Annotated in this window: 17 protein-coding genes and 1 pseudogene; 11 read left to right on the forward strand and 7 right to left on the reverse strand. The window is 59.6% G+C overall.

The window, feature by feature from the left end; all coding sequences use genetic code 11:
* Positions 1-95: 95 nt before the first annotated feature.
* On the reverse strand, positions 96-1409 hold the full coding sequence (locus L0Z65_RS07240) for a short-chain fatty acyl-CoA regulator family protein (protein WP_405111986.1): 1314 nt from the start codon (positions 1407-1409) through the stop codon (positions 96-98).
* Between the two features lie 232 nt (positions 1410-1641).
* Here L0Z65_RS07240 and L0Z65_RS07245 point away from each other — a divergent pair, with 232 nt between their 5' ends.
* The 9 genes from L0Z65_RS07245 to aat all read left to right on the forward strand — a co-directional run bounded on the left by L0Z65_RS07245 (position 1642) and on the right by aat (position 10414).
* Entirely contained in the window at positions 1642-2988 is a 1347-nt protein-coding gene (locus L0Z65_RS07245) for a substrate-binding protein (RefSeq protein WP_096871118.1), read from the forward strand.
* 152 nt (positions 2989-3140) lie between these two features.
* Positions 3141-4163: a branched-chain amino acid ABC transporter permease gene (locus L0Z65_RS07250; protein WP_405111990.1), complete on the forward strand. Its 1023-nt coding sequence runs from the start codon at positions 3141-3143 to the stop codon at positions 4161-4163.
* 4 nt (positions 4164-4167) lie between these two features.
* Positions 4168-5370 carry a branched-chain amino acid ABC transporter permease gene (locus tag L0Z65_RS07255; RefSeq protein WP_102897131.1) on the forward strand — a complete coding sequence of 401 codons (1203 nt, stop codon included), beginning with the start codon at positions 4168-4170 and terminating at the stop codon, positions 5368-5370.
* Positions 5371-5382: 12 nt separating this feature from the next.
* A complete protein-coding gene (locus L0Z65_RS07260; RefSeq protein ID WP_040173217.1) occupies positions 5383-6138 on the forward strand; it encodes an ABC transporter ATP-binding protein in 756 nt (251 codons plus the stop codon).
* Positions 6139-6149: 11 nt separating this feature from the next.
* A complete protein-coding gene (locus tag L0Z65_RS07265; RefSeq protein WP_040173216.1) occupies positions 6150-6905 on the forward strand; it encodes an ABC transporter ATP-binding protein in 756 nt (251 codons plus the stop codon).
* A 196-nt stretch (positions 6906-7101) separates the two neighbouring features.
* Positions 7102-7638, forward strand: coding sequence for a LuxR C-terminal-related transcriptional regulator (locus tag L0Z65_RS07270; protein WP_040173213.1), 537 nt, complete (start codon positions 7102-7104; stop codon positions 7636-7638).
* A gap of 159 nt (positions 7639-7797) precedes the next feature.
* Positions 7798-8301: an acetyl-CoA carboxylase biotin carboxyl carrier protein gene (gene accB, locus L0Z65_RS07275; protein WP_405111995.1), complete on the forward strand. Its 504-nt coding sequence runs from the start codon at positions 7798-7800 to the stop codon at positions 8299-8301.
* Positions 8302-8310: 9 nt separating this feature from the next.
* Positions 8311-9663 carry an acetyl-CoA carboxylase biotin carboxylase subunit gene (accC, locus tag L0Z65_RS07280; RefSeq protein WP_040178231.1) on the forward strand — a complete coding sequence of 451 codons (1353 nt, stop codon included), beginning with the start codon at positions 8311-8313 and terminating at the stop codon, positions 9661-9663.
* Positions 9664-9781: 118 nt separating this feature from the next.
* A complete protein-coding gene (gene aat / locus L0Z65_RS07285) occupies positions 9782-10414 on the forward strand; it encodes a leucyl/phenylalanyl-tRNA--protein transferase (protein ID WP_405111999.1) in 633 nt (210 codons plus the stop codon).
* Here aat and L0Z65_RS07290 read toward each other — a convergent pair.
* The 3 genes and pseudogenes from L0Z65_RS07290 to L0Z65_RS07300 form a co-directional block, all read right to left on the reverse strand.
* On the reverse strand, positions 10378-10740 hold the full coding sequence (locus tag L0Z65_RS07290) for a DUF2155 domain-containing protein (protein ID WP_102897133.1): 363 nt from the start codon (positions 10738-10740) through the stop codon (positions 10378-10380). The genes aat and L0Z65_RS07290 overlap by 37 nt on opposite strands.
* A complete protein-coding gene (gene mlaD, locus L0Z65_RS07295) occupies positions 10740-11192 on the reverse strand; it encodes an outer membrane lipid asymmetry maintenance protein MlaD (protein ID WP_014879763.1) in 453 nt (150 codons plus the stop codon). Before mlaD ends, L0Z65_RS07290 begins: the two co-directional genes overlap by 1 nt.
* A 94-nt stretch (positions 11193-11286) precedes the next feature.
* Positions 11287-11674 (reverse strand): annotated as a pseudogene (locus tag L0Z65_RS07300) (NADH:ubiquinone oxidoreductase subunit NDUFA12).
* A gap of 172 nt (positions 11675-11846) precedes the next feature.
* Between L0Z65_RS07300 and L0Z65_RS07305 the strand changes: the two are divergent.
* On the forward strand, positions 11847-12134 hold the full coding sequence (locus L0Z65_RS07305; RefSeq protein WP_405112003.1) for a hypothetical protein: 288 nt from the start codon (positions 11847-11849) through the stop codon (positions 12132-12134).
* A 25-nt stretch (positions 12135-12159) separates the two neighbouring features.
* On the opposite strand, the gene L0Z65_RS07310 is transcribed toward L0Z65_RS07305, so the two are convergent.
* The 3 genes from L0Z65_RS07310 to L0Z65_RS07320 form a co-directional block, all read right to left on the reverse strand.
* A complete protein-coding gene (locus L0Z65_RS07310; protein ID WP_405112006.1) occupies positions 12160-12519 on the reverse strand; it encodes a RidA family protein in 360 nt (119 codons plus the stop codon).
* 57 nt (positions 12520-12576) lie between these two features.
* The gene (clpX, locus tag L0Z65_RS07315) at positions 12577-13881 is read right to left on the reverse strand and encodes an ATP-dependent Clp protease ATP-binding subunit ClpX (RefSeq protein ID WP_405112009.1); all 1305 of its coding nucleotides are present in this window, start codon (positions 13879-13881) and stop codon (positions 12577-12579) included.
* 140 nt (positions 13882-14021) lie between these two features.
* Complete coding sequence (locus L0Z65_RS07320; protein WP_405112012.1) at positions 14022-14654, reverse strand: ATP-dependent Clp protease proteolytic subunit; 633 nt, start codon at positions 14652-14654, stop codon at positions 14022-14024.
* Between the two features lie 277 nt (positions 14655-14931).
* Here L0Z65_RS07320 and L0Z65_RS07325 point away from each other — a divergent pair, with 277 nt between their 5' ends.
* Complete coding sequence (locus tag L0Z65_RS07325) at positions 14932-15939, forward strand: GlxA family transcriptional regulator (RefSeq protein ID WP_014874377.1); 1008 nt, start codon at positions 14932-14934, stop codon at positions 15937-15939.
* Positions 15940-15962 lie beyond the last annotated feature (23 nt).

A 15962-nucleotide genomic window follows, 5' to 3' on the forward strand; every position in this document is an offset into this window, starting at 1 on the left:
TGGATATTCCTCCCCTACGCCCGATCCTTCGCGAGGTCATTGCCTCAAGGCGTCTCCGTCCCTGGCGCAACAGTAGCGTTGCGGTTGCGCTGCTGTCAAAACTCTTCCTTCAGGATCGACGGTTCGCGCCGTGCCACACAGTCGCGGCGCGAACAGATCCGGCAGCTCGCGCCCACTGGCTGGGCTGTCTCCGCCACCTCGCCCTTGGGCAGGATCAGCATCACCGCGTGATACAGCGGGTCACTGTCAAAATCTGGCCGCTGATGAGGCCAGGAGACCGCCAGACAATCGAAACCAACGGCACTGCGCCCCTGCTGCACCACATCCCGGCGCACGGGCACCTGCGGGCGCGAAAGCGCGGTATACAGCGGCCACAACGGACAGGAGGCGCCGAACCTTGGCAATGCAAACCCCGTGACCGGCTTGCGAAACAGGATGGAGCCAGAGGCATCGCAGACCACCAGCCCCGCCTCCTGGCCCAGCACCGCAGGCGGCAACGCTCCAAGTCGGCGCAGCACGGTCGGTAGATCACAATCAAAGGCACGAGCCAAGCTGACCGGGGCAATCCCGCCACTGGCGAGACACTCAGTCAGCGGCATCAACGGCAGCACCGCGGCGTCGGCGCAATATTGCAGCAGGGCGGCGCGGGCGATGGTACGGCCTGCCTCACTCACCAGATCGCCCCCCTGCGCAATCAGCACCTCAATCAAATCCCCGCGCGCCTCAGGCCCTGCCGCTTCCAGCTCCGGAAAGTGATGACCGTGGCTGGCAAAGAACTGTTCAACCTCCTCCTGAGGGACACCACGGCGCTCTGCGGAGGTATTGCTCTCATCAAGGAAGTTCACCAAAGCGCGGCTACTCTCTGCAAGGCGCAGCGAATCCTCATTCAGGTTATTGTGGAAGCGGTCACGCCATTCGTCCTCCAACTCTCCGGTCTCCGCCAGGATCGACGCGGTTGAGCGGATCGCAGCCGCAGTGGACAGCACCTCATGAAGCGAGGCCGCCAGCTGCGGATCATGGGTGAGACGATCCGACAGCGTTTGCACCGTGCGCTCCAGGCTGGCGATACGCTGCTGGCTTTGCGCCAGCACCTCGGCCCAGCCCGGAAACCGGCCCGCGAATTCATCCACCCGGTCCAGCTCTGCCACCGGCCTGGGCAAATCCGCAGCCGCCTCACGCAGGGTCGACAATAGCGCCACCTCCGCCCCTTCGGTCAGCATCGACGGCTCAACCGCCAGCACGCGCGCCAGATCAACCAGCAGCTTGCCCCCGATTCTGCGCCGGTTGTGTTCAATCAGGTTCAGATAGGAGGCAGAGATATCGACCTGCCGCGCCAGTTCGGCCTGGCGCAGCCCCAACATCAACCGCCGCTCGCGGATGCGGCTCCCTGTCAGCGTGTCACGCCCCATGGCGGCACTCCCTTCCAAAAGCATGGCGGATCAAGGACTTTCTGCGCTGCAACATAAGTTTCTTTACAGAAAACCCTTAATACCTGTTCATTTGTTTACAGAATAAATCAGCATTTCAAGGGTTTTATTGCGTGATTTTACAAGCCGCGCCCATACTGGTTTTGCACGAAAACGTGCGGACGTCAGCGGAAGTGAGGAGCTGTTGCCGTCGTTACACATAAGGGAGGATTACATGTCCAAGACTGACGTATCGCGTCGCGGTGTCCTGAAGACCGGTGCCATCGCGGGCGCCGGCGTGGCGCTTCCGACGATCTTTACCGCATCGTCTGCAGCCGCGTTTACAAATGAGCCGACCGGCAGCACTGTGACGCTGGGCTTCAACGTACCCCAAACCGGCCCCTACGCGGATGAGGGCGCGGATGAGCTGCGCGCTTATCAGCTGGCCGTTGAACATCTGAATGGCGGCGGCGACGGCGGCATGATGAACACCTTCTCGTCGAAGGCCCTGCAGGGCAACGGGATCATGGGCAAGGAAGTCAAATTCGTCACCGGCGACACCCAGACCAAATCCGACGCGGCCCGTGCCTCGGCCAAGTCGATGATCGAAAAAGACGGCGCCGTGATGATCACCGGCGGGTCGTCCTCCGGTGTGGCGATTGCTGTGCAGGGTCTCTGCCAGGAGGCTGGCGTGATCTTCATGGCGGGTCTCACCCACTCCAACGACACCACCGGCAAAGACAAGAAGGCCAATGGCTTCCGCCATTTCTTCAACGGCTACATGTCCGGTGCGGCACTGGCACCGGTGCTGAAGAACCTCTATGGCACGGACCGGAACGCCTATCACCTGACGGCGGATTACACCTGGGGCTGGACCCAGGAAGAATCCATCGCCGCCGCCACTGAGGCACTGGGTTGGAACACCGTAAACAAGGTTCGCACACCGCTGGCTGCCACCGACTTCTCGTCCTATATCGCGCCGGTTCTGAACTCCGGTGCCGACGTGCTGGTTCTGAACCACTATGGCGGCAACATGGTGAACTCGCTGACCAATGCGGTTCAGTTTGGTCTGCGTGAGAAGGTCGTAAACGGCAAGAACTTCGAAATCGTTGTTCCGCTGTACTCCCGCTTGATGGCCAAGGGTGCTGGCGCCAACGTGAAGGGCATCCACGGCTCCACCAACTGGCATTGGTCGCTGCAGGATGAAGGCTCGCAAGCCTTTGTGCGCTCCTTCGGCTCCAAATATGGCTTCCCGCCAAGCCAGGCGGCACACACCGTTTATTGCCAGACCCTGCTTTATGCGGATGCCGTTGAACGCGCGGGCTCCTTCAACCCCTGCGCCGTTGTTGAGGCCCTCGAAGGGTTTGAATTCGACGGATTGGGCAATGGCAGGACGCTGTACCGTGCCGAAGACCACCAGTGCTTCAAAGACGTACTGGTTGTGCGCGGTAAGGAAAACCCAACCTCGGAATTCGACCTGCTTGAAGTTGTCGAAGTGACCCCGGCCGAACAGGTGACCTACGCGCCGGATCATCCGATGTTCGCAGGCGGCGCCCTGGGCACCTGCAACAGCGGCGCCTGATCACAGACATGGGGCGGGCGCAGATCATGTGCCCGCCTTGCCACTCTCCCGGCGTCAACCTGCCTGACAATTCACGACGACAGGACCAGCGCCAGCGGCGCTGAACAGCCGACTTATGCCAATTCCAGACGGACCAACCGAAGGTGGGGACAATGGACGCAATCCTATTGCAAATCTTAAACGGGCTCGACAAGGGCTCGGCCTATGCGCTGATCGCGCTGGGTCTGACACTCATCTTTGGCACGCTGGGCGTGGTGAACTTTGCCCATGGGGCGCTGTTCATGATCGGCGCCTTCTGTGCGGTCACCGTGCAACGGGTCCTGAGCCTCAGCTTTGAAACCGTGGATGAAACCCAGAAGGACTTTCTGGGCAATCCGCTCAAAGTGAAAACCCCCTATGTCGAAAGTTGGTTCGGCCCTGAGGTGGGCGGTGCGATCATCGACTGGGCGGTGCCGCTCGCGATCCTCTTTGCCATCCCGATCATGATCGGCGTCGGCTATGTGATGGAACGCGGCCTGATCAAGCATTTCTACAAGCGCCCCCATGCAGACCAGATCCTGGTGACCTTCGGCCTCGCCATCGTGCTGCAGGAGGTGGTGAAATACTTCTACGGCGCAAATCCGATCCAGACCCCTGCCCCGGACGCCCTGAATGGCGTTGTCAATCTGGGGGCCATCATTGGGATGGACATCGTCTATCCGGTCTGGCGCGTGGTCTATTTCTTCTTTGCTGTGGTCATTATCGGCGGCATCTTCTCCTTCCTGCAGTTCACCACGTTTGGCATGGTGGTGCGTGCAGGCATGGCAGACCGGGAGACCGTGGGCCTTCTGGGCATCAATATCGACCGCCGCTTTACCATCATGTTTGGTATTGCCGCCGCCGTCGCCGGTCTGGCTGGCGTGATGTACACCCCGATCAACTCCCCCAACTACCATATGGGCATGGATTTTCTGGTGCTGAGCTTCGTCGTGGTGGTTGTCGGCGGCATGGGATCCCTCCCCGGCGCCGTACTGGCGGGGTTTCTTCTTGGCGTGCTCGAAAGCTTCGCCTCGATGAATGAAATCAAATCCCTGATCCCCGGCATCGACCAGATCATCATCTATGTGGTCGCAATCATCATTCTGCTCACCCGCCCGCGGGGCCTGATGGGCCGCAAAGGTGTGATGGAGGACTAAGCACATGTTCGCACTCAACAAAAAAGATAAGACGCTGCTGCTGGTCGTTGCCATCCTGACCCTGTTTGCACCGTTCATCCTGAACCCTTTCCCGACGGGCAGCGCGCTGGCGCAGTTCAATGCGGGCTACCCCGACCTGATGCAGCGATTTGTGATCTTCGGCATCTTCGCGATCGGCTTCAACATCCTGTTTGGCCTCACGGGCTACCTCTCCTTTGGCCACGCGGCCTTCCTTGGTGTCGGGTCTTATTCGGCGGTCTGGATGTTCAAGCTGCTGAGCATGAACGTGGTGCCCGCCATCATATTGTCGGTGATCGTCGCGGGCCTGTTTGCACTGGTGATCGGCTATGTCAGCCTGCGTCGCTCCGGCATCTACTTTTCGATCCTGACGCTGGCCTTTGCGCAGATGTCGTTCAACCTGGCCTATTCGGTGCTGACCCCGATCACCAATGGCGAAACCGGCCTGCAGCTGACGCTAGATGACCCCCGTGTTCTGGGCGTGTCGGCGACCGCCGATGGCTCCATCCCGGTGACCAGCCTCTTTGGCCTGGAGATGCGCTCCACCTTCGAGATGGCCGTCGGCCCCTGGGCGTTCCAGTTCAATGCGGGCTACTATCTTTGCGCACTGATCCTGCTGGCCGCCTTTTACCTCTCGATCCGCATCTTCCGCTCACCCTTTGGCCTGATGCTGAAGGCCGTGAAATCGAACCAGCAGCGGATGAACTACACCGGCCTGAATACCCGGCCCTACACGCTGGCTGCCTTTGTGATCTCGGGCATGTATGCCGGTCTGGCTGGCGGTCTGATGGCCTCAATGGACCCGCTGGCAGGCGCTGAGCGGATGCAGTGGACCGCCTCCGGCGAAGTGGTGCTGATGACCATCCTCGGTGGTGCCGGCACCTTGATCGGCCCGGTTCTGGGCGCAGGCTTCATCAAATACTTTGAGAACATCTTCTCCAAGATCAACGACAACGTGCTGCACAGCTGGTTCAGCTTCATGCCCGACGGGATCGAGGATGCGATGGTCTTCATCGTGCATCCCTTCATCGGCAAAGGCTGGCACCTGACCTTGGGCATTCTGTTCATGCTGGTGGTGATCTTCCTGCCCGGTGGCCTGGTCGAAGGCGGACAGAAGCTGCGCGGCTGGATCCAGGGGCGCAAAGCCAAAAAAGATGGCCCCTCGGGCAAAACTGAACCTGCGGAATAAGGAGCAAGGCCAATGGGTATCCTTGAAGTCAAAAACGTGGGCAAGCGGTTCGGTGGCCTTCAGGCACTGTCCGAGGTGAACCTCAGCGTGCGCGAAAACACTGTCCACGCCATCATCGGCCCCAATGGGGCGGGCAAGTCCACGCTGCTGAACTGTCTGGTAGGTAAGCTGATCCCGGACACCGGATCGGTGATGTTCGACGGCAAATCCGTCCTGGGCCGCGCGCCCTACGAAATCAACCAGATGGGCATCTCCCGTGTGTTCCAGACGCCTGAGATCTTTGGCGACCTGTCGGTGCTGGAAAACATGATGATCCCCTGTTTCGCCAAACGCGACGGCGCCTTTGAAATGAATGCGATCAGCGCCGTCTCTGGCCAGCGCGACATTCTGGAGAAGGCAGAGCACATGCTGGAGGAGATGAACATGGCCGACAAACGGCACATGAACGCCGCCTCCATGTCACGCGGCGATAAGCGGCGGCTTGAGATTGGCATGTGTCTCAGTCAGGAACCGCGTCTTCTGCTGCTGGACGAGCCGACTGCGGGCATGGCGCGGGCCGATACCAACAACACCATCGACCTGCTGAAACAGATCAAAGCCGAGCGCGATATCACCATCGCGATCATCGAACACGACATGCACGTCGTGTTCTCACTAGCGGATCGGATCACTGTACTGGCGCAGGGCACCCCGCTGGTAGAGGACGATCCGCAGAACATCAAAGGCAACCCGAAGGTGCGCGAAGCCTACCTCGGCGAGTCGGCGTAAGGAGATCACAGATGAACGTCAAACCCGACTTTTCCAAACACGCCAACCACGCCACCACGGCACCAGCCTTTCTCTCGGTCTGGGACATGCATGCCTACTACGGCGAGAGCTATATCGTGCAGGGTATTTCCTTCAACGTGCACGAAGGTGAGATCCTCGCCCTGTTGGGCCGCAACGGCGCTGGCAAGACCTCGACCCTGCGCTCCATCGCGCGCACCGGCTCACCGATGGTGACTAAGGGCGAGATTTGGCTGGACCATCAGCCCCTGCACAAGATGTCCTCGCATGAGGCCTCCGCCGCGGGTCTGGGTCTTGTCCCCGAAGATCGCCGCATCATTCCCGGTCTCACCGTTGAGGAAAACCTGCAGCTGGCGCAGATTGCCCCGCCCATCGGCTGGTCTCTTGAGAGGCTCTATGAGTTGTTTCCACGTCTTGGCGAACGCCGCAAGCAGGAGGGTGTCACGCTTTCCGGTGGCGAACAGCAAATGCTGGCGATTGCCCGCGCATTGGCCCGCGACATCAAAGTGCTGCTGCTGGATGAGCCCTATGAAGGTCTGGCGCCCGTTATCGTGGACGAGATCGAAAAGACCCTCATTCACATCAAACAACAGGGCATCACCACGGTCATCGTAGAACAGAACGCAGTGCGCGCGCTGGAGCTGGCCGACCGTGCCGTGATCCTTGACACAGGCGGTATTGTCTTCGATGGCGCCGCCGCTGAAGTCCTCGAAAACGAGGAACTGCGCGCCGAATACCTGGCCATCTAACCCCAACACTCCCCGTCGGGCCGGTTCATGTACCGGCCTTGGCACCTTGGGGCTGATGCGGTGGCATCAGCCCTTTTTTGGTCCCGTTTCCTGGAACCCGTGATGCCAGTTTGCAAGTGGCCACAAAGGACCCCACCACGCATTTTGCCTCCTGAATTCGCTTTGCTTTGCGCCGGAACAGCGGTTATCTGCCCCCATGACCGATCTTGCCTTTGAATTTGCGCCGGTGGGGCTGGCTCTGCTCGATCAGCGGGTGATCCAGCGCTGCAACCAGCAGTTTGCCGAAACCTTTGGGGGGGATAGCGGCAGCTATGTCGGCCTGCCCATTGCTGAACTTTACCCCAGCCAGGAAGACTTCCAGCGCATCGGCGACCGGCTGCAACAGCCCGACGCGCAGTCGGGGCAGTATAACGACGAGCGGATCATGCGCCGCCGTACCGGCGATCTGTTCTGGTGCCGGGTGCGCGGGCGCTCCCTGACGCCGGAGCACCATTTTCGCAGCGGTGTCTGGAGTTTCGCCGACATCTCGGACGACCGGCCCGTGGTCAGTCTCACCCCGCGCGAGCGTGATGTGGCAATCCTGACCTGTCGCGGACTTTCAGCCAAAGAAATCGGCGCTGAGCTGAACCTGTCCTATCGCACAATCGAAACCCACCGGGCGCATCTTCTGGTCAAGTTCTCCGCCCGCAAACTGCCTGAACTGGTGGCGAAACTAACCGGAATGCCGCTCTGAACAGCGATCCGCACCGCAAGATTGCAAATCACCTCAAGGGCGCCCATGTTAGCGTCCATATTGTCAGCGCTTTCCTTGTGGTAAAGCATACCCTATAAGCGCCTTCAAATCTTATGCCCGCAGCTTCTGCGGGCCTGTCGGAACCGGCTGAGGACAAAAATGACAAATAAGACCCACGAAGCAGACGTATCCTTCATCAAAGCGCTGGCCGAACTGCTGCGCGACAATGACCTGACCGAACTGCAGGTGAAGCGTGACTACGGCGAAGACGACAGCCTGAATGTGCGCGTGTCGCGTCAGACCATCGCCGCACCTGCCCCGGTGCAGGCATACGCGGCCCCGGCGCCTGTTGCCGCTGCTCCCGCAGCCCCGGCCCCTGCGGCTCCCGCCGCAGCGCCTGCCGCCGCCAATGACGATCCTGCAAGCCATCCGGGCGCTGTCCCATCGCCGATGGTGGGCACCGTTTACACCCAGCCCGAACCCGGCGCGCCGACGTTCGTGAAGGTGGGTGATCAGGTGGCCGAAGGCGATACGCTGCTGATCGTCGAAGCCATGAAGACCATGAACCACATCCCGGCACCCAAGGCCGGTACCATCAAGCGTATCCTCGTCGAAGACGGCGCAGCGGTCGAATTCGGAACACCGCTGGTCATCATCGAGTAAGGGTCCACCATGTTTGACAAGATCCTGATTGCCAACCGCGGTGAGATCGCCCTGCGCGTGATCCGTGCCTGCCGGGAAATGGGCATCCAGTCGGTTGCCGTACATTCCACCGCAGACGCTGATGCCATGCATGTGCGCATGGCGGATGAGTCCGTTTGTATTGGCCCGCCATCCGGGACACAAAGCTACCTGTCGATCCCTGCCATTATCTCCGCCTGCGAGATCACTGGCGCGCAGGCGATCCACCCCGGCTATGGCTTCCTGTCGGAAAACGCCAACTTCGTACAGATCGTTGAGGATCACGGCCTCACCTTTATCGGGCCGACCGCCGAACATATCCGTGTCATGGGTGACAAGATCACCGCCAAGGATACGATGAAGGACCTCGGCGTGCCCTGTGTGCCCGGTTCTGACGGCGGTGTGCCCGATCTGGAAACCGCCAAGAAAATCGGCGAAGATATCGGCTACCCCGTAATCATCAAGGCCACCGCCGGTGGTGGCGGTCGCGGCATGAAGGTGGCCAAGACCGCTGCCGACATGGAGCAAGCCTTCATGACGGCGCGCGCCGAGGGCAAGGCTGCCTTTGGCAACGATGAGGTCTATATCGAGAAGTACCTGACCACGCCGCGTCACATCGAGATCCAGGTCTTCGGCGATGGCAAGGGTAAGGCCGTGCATCTGGGCGAGCGGGACTGTTCCCTGCAGCGTCGCCACCAAAAGGTGTTTGAGGAGGCCCCAGGCCCCTGCATCACCCCGGAAGAGCGCGCCCGCATCGGCAAGACCTGTGCCGAAGCCGTGGCCAAGATCAACTACATCGGCGCCGGGACCATCGAATTCCTCTATGAAAACGGCGAGTTCTATTTCATCGAGATGAACACCCGTCTGCAGGTGGAACATCCGGTGACTGAGGGCATCTTCGGTGTCGATCTGGTGCGCGAACAGATCCGCGTTGCCGAGGGGCTGCCGATGTCCTTCAGCCAGGACGATCTGGAAATCAACGGTCACTCCATCGAAGTACGCATCAACGCAGAAAAACTGCCGAACTTCGCACCCTGCCCCGGCAAGATCACCCAGTATCACGCCCCAGGCGGTCTGGGCGTGCGCATGGATTCGGCGCTTTATGACGGCTATTCGATCCCGCCCTATTACGACAGCTTGATCGGCAAGCTGATCGTGCATGGTCGCGACCGGCCCGAGGCCTTGGCCCGTCTGAGCCGCGCTTTGGGAGAGCTGATCGTGGATGGTGTCGACACCACCGTGCCGCTGTTCCACGCGCTGCTTGAGGAAAAAGACATCCACACCGGTGAGTATAATATTCACTGGCTGGAGCATTGGCTGGAAACCAACCTCGGCAACGCCTAAGAGATCGGGGCGGTCCAACGGGCCGCCCTTTCTTCCTTCCTGCACCGGCCAGAACTTTGCCTTGCGCGGCACGTTTTTCCGGTTCCGTGTCTACCCACTCCCGTTTTAGACTAACGCCATGACCCTCACGCCAGACCTGCTGCTGCACGCCTATTCTGTCGGCGTCTTTCCAATGGCTGAAAGCCGGGATGACCCGGAGGTGTTCTGGGTAGATCCCAAGCGGCGTGGCGTCTTCCCCATTGGCGGCTTTCACCTGTCACGATCCCTGATCAAAACCTTGCGTCGGGGCGGGTATCAGATCTCAGTGAACCGGGATTTTGCAGCTGTGCTGGACGCCTGCGCGGATCGCGAAGAAACCTGGATCAACCCGGAAATCCGCGCCAGATACATTGACCTTCACAATCAAGGCAACGCCCATTCGCTTGAGGTCTACCATGCTGGCGCGCTGACGGGCGGTGTCTACGGCGTTGCGCTGGGGGGGGCGTTTTTTGGTGAGAGCATGTTCTCACGGCGGCGTGACGCGTCCAAGATTGCACTGGCCTATCTCATGGACCGCTTACAGCAATCAGGGTTCACGCTCTGCGACACGCAGTTTCTGACGCCGCATCTGGCCTCGCTCGGGGCGATCGAAATCACCCGTGCCAGCTATAGGCGCCAATTACGCGACGCGCTGGATATCGCCGCAGACTTCACCGCTGTTGAGCTGCCCGATCCTCAGGTGCTGGTGCAGCGCATGACCCAAACGTCATAACGGCTGTGATCCAGCGCATTCAGCGCCGGGCTTGAGGCGATCATCCAACCGTCAAAATACACTGTGGCATCATTGGGATTGCGCACCGTCAGATAGGCATAGGCATCACCCGTCGGGTTGTCCGCCGGATAGCGGCATTCCCGCAGACTGACGATCACGCCAAAAATTTCCGCGCTGCCGCCGACAGGAATTTCCAGATCCTGTGTCTGACCGTTGACCTTGTCGAGACCACGCAGAACAGCCGAACTGCCCGTCTCCGCAGCGCCCTGCGCAAAGGCGGTGCCAATGCTCAATCCACATGCCAAGACTGCCGAGAGCAGACGCATCAGCCTTCGTCCCCGCCGCCTGCAACGAACTTCACCAGAAGCGAGATCAGACTGACCGCGCCTTGGGTATCTTCCACCGCATCACCTGCTTCAAAGGCAAAGGGCGATCCGCCCGGCATTACCTCGACAAAATTACCACCCAGCAGACCTTCGGAGGAAATCACCACCGCGCTGTCATCCGGGATCTCAATCCCGTCTTTCACCGAAAACCGGGTATCCGCGCGGAAGGTTTGTGGGTTCAGATCAACCCCGGTCACGGTGCCAATCTTGACACCGGCAAGGCGAACATCGGTGCCGACGCTGACCCCCTCCAGAGAACGGAAGGAGGCATTGAGTTCATAGCTTGATCCGGCCCGAGACAGACCCGCGGCCTGCCCTGCATAGACGGCAAATCCGATTGCGGCGGCCAGAACCAGCCCACCTGCCAGAACCTCAGTAGTGTTATGCGACATGCTGTTTCAGCCCCTGCCCTTGGATGGGTCGGCGTTCCTGCCAACCGATCGGCGCCATCTCCCGGCGCTGCTGTCTCACATGGATAGGCCGGACTTATTCCGGCGACCACGCCTCATAGTCGCTGCGTTCCTTCGGGGCGCCTGCGGCCCGGATCGACCCGGCTAGGCGCATAGGCCAGCATGGTGCCGGTCAGGTTTTCCTGATGCGGCTTTTCCCAGGATTTATGGGCAAGCGGCTTTTCCGACGGGACCTCGTCAAAGGTGCGGTGCAGCCAGCCATGCCAATCCGCGCCAATACGGGAGGCCTCAACCTCGCCGTTGAACATCACCCAGCGCTTGCTGTCATCGGCATTGCGGTAAAACACGTTGCCCTGATCGTCTTCGCCCACCTTGAGCCCCTTACGGGCGGTGAAAATACGCGTATTCAAGGTCGAGCCGTTCCACCAGGTTACAGCCCGCAAGAGAGAGTTCAGGATTCCCATCGGTTCCTCCGAAAATTTCGCTTCTGATATGGCGCAATTTGCGGCCAAGGTCCAGACACGCCGCACCCGCCCGTGGGGATTGTCGCAAAACTTCTTGGACAATTACACAAACAGGCCACAATTGCGGCCCATGTTGATCTCGAATTCTTAACATCCGATAGCGAGACCGCGCGTGCGCTTCATCCTTTCTCTGGTTGCGACCCTTATTGTCACTGTTGCCGTTTTGGATCTGATGCAGGTTACCAGCCTGATGATCCACGACAACCGCGCCCATCACGGGGCAAAGACAATCCGCCTGACCGAACCAGAGACCGGAGACTGGCAAAAGATGACAGAGAAGACACTGACCGCCGCAAAAACCATGCTGGGCCTTGAGCCGGGACCGGAGAAAAGCGAGCTACAACAGTTGATAGACCGACGGCGCAAAGAAACGGCGCCGATGCGTGCCTTCGAATTCTAGCCGTCCCTGCTCTGTCGACGCCGCATTAGCCCGGCGTCAGAGCCGTGACCTCAATCTCGATCCGAAACTTGGCGTCGATCAACCCGCATTCAATCATCGTTGCAGCAGGCGGGTTGTCGCCAAAGGTCTGCGCCAACAACGGCCAGCAGGGTTCGAAGTCTGCCCGGTCCGGCAGGTAGTAGTTCACCCGCACCACATCGGCAAAACTGGCGCCCGCCTCAGCCAATGCAGCACCAATAGTGTCGAGCGCCGATTGGCACTGCGCCACCACATCATCGCCCTGCCCCACGGTCCCCGCGACATGCACAAACCCGCCTGCAACCACAGCGCGGCAATATCCTATCTTGGCCTCAAATTCACCACCTGAGGAAATACGTTTGATCATCACAACTGTCCTTCGTCATAGAAAAACGGCGCAAGGTTCCCCCTGCGCCGCCTGAAATCAATCGTCACGCGTTGTACACGTGTCGCTTAGGTTCAGCCCGCTGTGGCTAAGCTCTTTTTCGGCGTCAGCGTGGATCATCAGGGGCTGTGCGTCAGAGGTCACGGACTCTTCGTTGACGACCACTTTTTCGACGCTGTCCATGCCCGGCAACTCAAACATGGTGTTGAGCAGGATGTCCTCCAGAATGGAGCGCAGACCGCGGGCGCCGGTTTTGCGTTCGATCGCTTTCTTCGCGATGGAGCTCAGCGCCTCGTCGGTGAAATCCAGTTCGGTGTCTTCCAGTTCAAAGAGACGCTGATACTGTTTGACCAGAGCGTTCTTCGGCTTGGTCAGGATGGTGATCAGCGCATCTTCGTCCAGATCTTCCAGCGTCGCCAGAACCGGCAGGCGGCCGACGAATTCCGGGATCAGACCGAATTTTAGCAGATCTTCCGGCTCCAGATCCTTAAAGGTTTCGCCCACACCCGCGTCACTGTCATCACGCACATCCGCGCCAAAGCCCATGGCAGAGCCCTTGCCACGCTGTTTGATGATCTTGTCCAGACCAGCAAAAGCGCCACCGCAGATGAACAGGATATTGGTGGTGTCGACCTGCAGGAATTCCTGCTGCGGATGCTTGCGGCCGCCCTGCGGCGGAACCGAGGCTACGGTCCCTTCCATCAGTTTCAGCAAGGCCTGCTGCACCCCCTCGCCCGACACATCGCGGGTGATCGACGGGTTTTCCGACTTGCGGGTAATCTTGTCGACCTCGTCGATATAGACAATGCCGCGCTGCGCGCGTTCGACGTTGTACTCCGACGCCTGCAGCAGCTTCAGAATGATGTTTTCAACATCTTCACCGACATACCCCGCCTCGGTGAGGGTGGTGGCATCGGCCATGGTGAAGGGCACATCCAGAATCCGCGCCAGCGTCTGCGCCAGCAGCGTCTTACCGCAGCCGGTCGGGCCGATCAGCAGGATGTTGGATTTCGACAATTCAATGTCCGAACCGGCCTTCTGGGCGTGGTTCAGGCGCTTGTAGTGATTGTGCACCGCAACCGACAGCACCCGCTTTGCCATGGCCTGACCGATCACATAGTCGTCCAGAACTTCGCAGATGTCCTTCGGTGTGGGCACACCGTCGGTGGATTTCAGGCCAGAGGCCTTGGTCTCTTCGCGGATGATGTCCATGCACAATTCGACGCATTCGTCGCAGATGAACACGGTTGGGCCCGCAATTAGCTTGCGCACCTCATGCTGGCTCTTGCCGCAGAAGCTGCAATAAAGCGTGTTCTTGCTGTCGCCGCTTGAGTTCGTTGCCATGGTCTACCTTTCCGTCCGGGGCGTGCATGCGCCTCCTGCGCCACCCGTAATATTGGCAGCTTATGCCACCGGCACAGCCGCCACAATCGCAAAGTGTGCCCCGATGACGACGGGGCACACTTGTCAGCTCACACCGCTGATCAGCTGTCCTCTGGGTCCAGCTTGCTGCGGTTTTCAACGATTTCGTCGATCAGACCGAAGTCTTTTGCATCCTCAGGCGACATGAAGTTGTCGCGCTCCAGCGCGTCCACGATTTTGTCGTATTCCTGACCGGTGTGCTTGACGTAGATTTCGTTCAGACGCTTCTTCAGCTTCAGCGTTTCCTCGGCGTGGATCATGATATCCGTTGCCTGACCCTGAAAACCACCTGAGGGCTGGTGAACCATCACGCGGCTGTTGGGCAGCGAGAAACGCATGCCGACCTCGCCAGCGGTCAGAAGGAGCGAGCCCATGGAGGCCGCCTGACCAATCACCAGCGTCGAAACCTTAGGTTTGATGTACTGCATGGTGTCGTAGATCGACAGGCCGGAGGTCACAACGCCGCCGGGGCTGTTAATGTACATCGAAATCTCTTTCGAGGGGTTTTCTGCCTCAAGATGCAGCAACTGCGCCACGATGAGCGAGCTCATCCCGTCGTGAACCGGACCATTCAGAAAAATGATCCGCTCCTTCAGCAGGCGGGAAAAGATATCATAGGCGCGTTCACCGCGGCTGGTCTGCTCAACCACCATCGGCACCAGCGTGTTCATGTATGTTTCTCTTGGATCGACCATATTGACCTGCCTGCTTTGGATTGTGTCGGCATCATAGCCGACTGAGTATTACCTGAGTCTTAGTGCCTAGGCACATTTGGGCTGCAAGGGGCGGTGATTGTTTTTGCCTTCCGTTGTGGCCAGCCCCGAACCAGCGGCCGCGATGGCGCAAACAGTCCGGTCGGCGTCGAAAACCGCAGTCCCGCCGTCGCAAAACGTTGGATGCAAGCCGCAGATCGGGGTTAACTAGCATAGATCACAGACCCAACCGAAACCGGCGTGTTACAGGTTCCCCAATATGATCGACGATTATTTTGTGCAAAAAGGGGCTTCGGCCAATCTGACCATCCCCTTTGACGGGGAGCCTCAGGATTTCTATTTCCTGTTGTTGCCAAAGGCGACGATGCTGCCGATTGCGGCCGCTGTGGAGCCACTGCGCATTGCCAATCAGGTGACCAACACGCAGCTCTATCGCTGGTATGTGATGACGCCCGACGGCGCTCCGATCCAATGCTCCAATGGGATGGCCATCACCCCCGATCTACCGATGGGACCGCTTCCGGGGGACGCCTTGGCCTTTGTCTGTTCCGGTGTGGAGCCGCAGAATGCCGCCAGTGACGCGGTGCTGAACTGGCTCAGACGCGAACGCCGGTTTGGCCGTTCCATCGGCGGGATCTGCACCGGCGCCTTTGCTCTGGCGCAGGCCGGGTTGCTGGGCGATCATCGCTTCACCCTCCATTGGGAAAACCAGCCCGGGTTTGTCGAACGCTACCCGGATCTGCTGCCCTCCCCCCGGATCTTTGAGATCAGCGATACGCTGATGACCTGTGGCGGCGGCAATGCAGCCACGGATATGATGCTGAACCTGATCGAAGACCGCCACGGCAAACAGCTGGCGATCATCGTGGCGGATATGTGCCTGCATGTGCGCACCGGCGGTCAGAGTACGCCGCAGAAATCCAACTATGCTGTCGCCATTGGCAGCCGCAACCAGCGCCTGTTGAATGCGCTGCAACTGATGCAGGAATCGATTGAAGAACCGCTATCCATCGGTGAGCTGTGTGATCGGCTGGACATTTCGCGCCGCCAGCTGGAGCGGCTGTTTGCCCGCTATCTCGACCAGAGCCCGATGCATGTCTATTTCGACATGCGCCTCAGCCATGCGTTTGCGCTGATGAATGAAACATCCATGTCTGTCACAGAGATCGCGCTGGCGTCCGGGTTCAACAGTGCCACGCATTTCTCGCGCCAGTTCAAACGCAAATTCGGCGCCAGCCCGCATTTTTTCCGCAAAGGCTGGAACTAAACAGCCCTTGCGGTAACAGCTGT

It is taken from the genome of Phaeobacter sp. BS52, from assembly GCF_045040595.1.
Lineage (GTDB): Bacteria > Pseudomonadota > Alphaproteobacteria > Rhodobacterales > Rhodobacteraceae > Phaeobacter > Phaeobacter piscinae.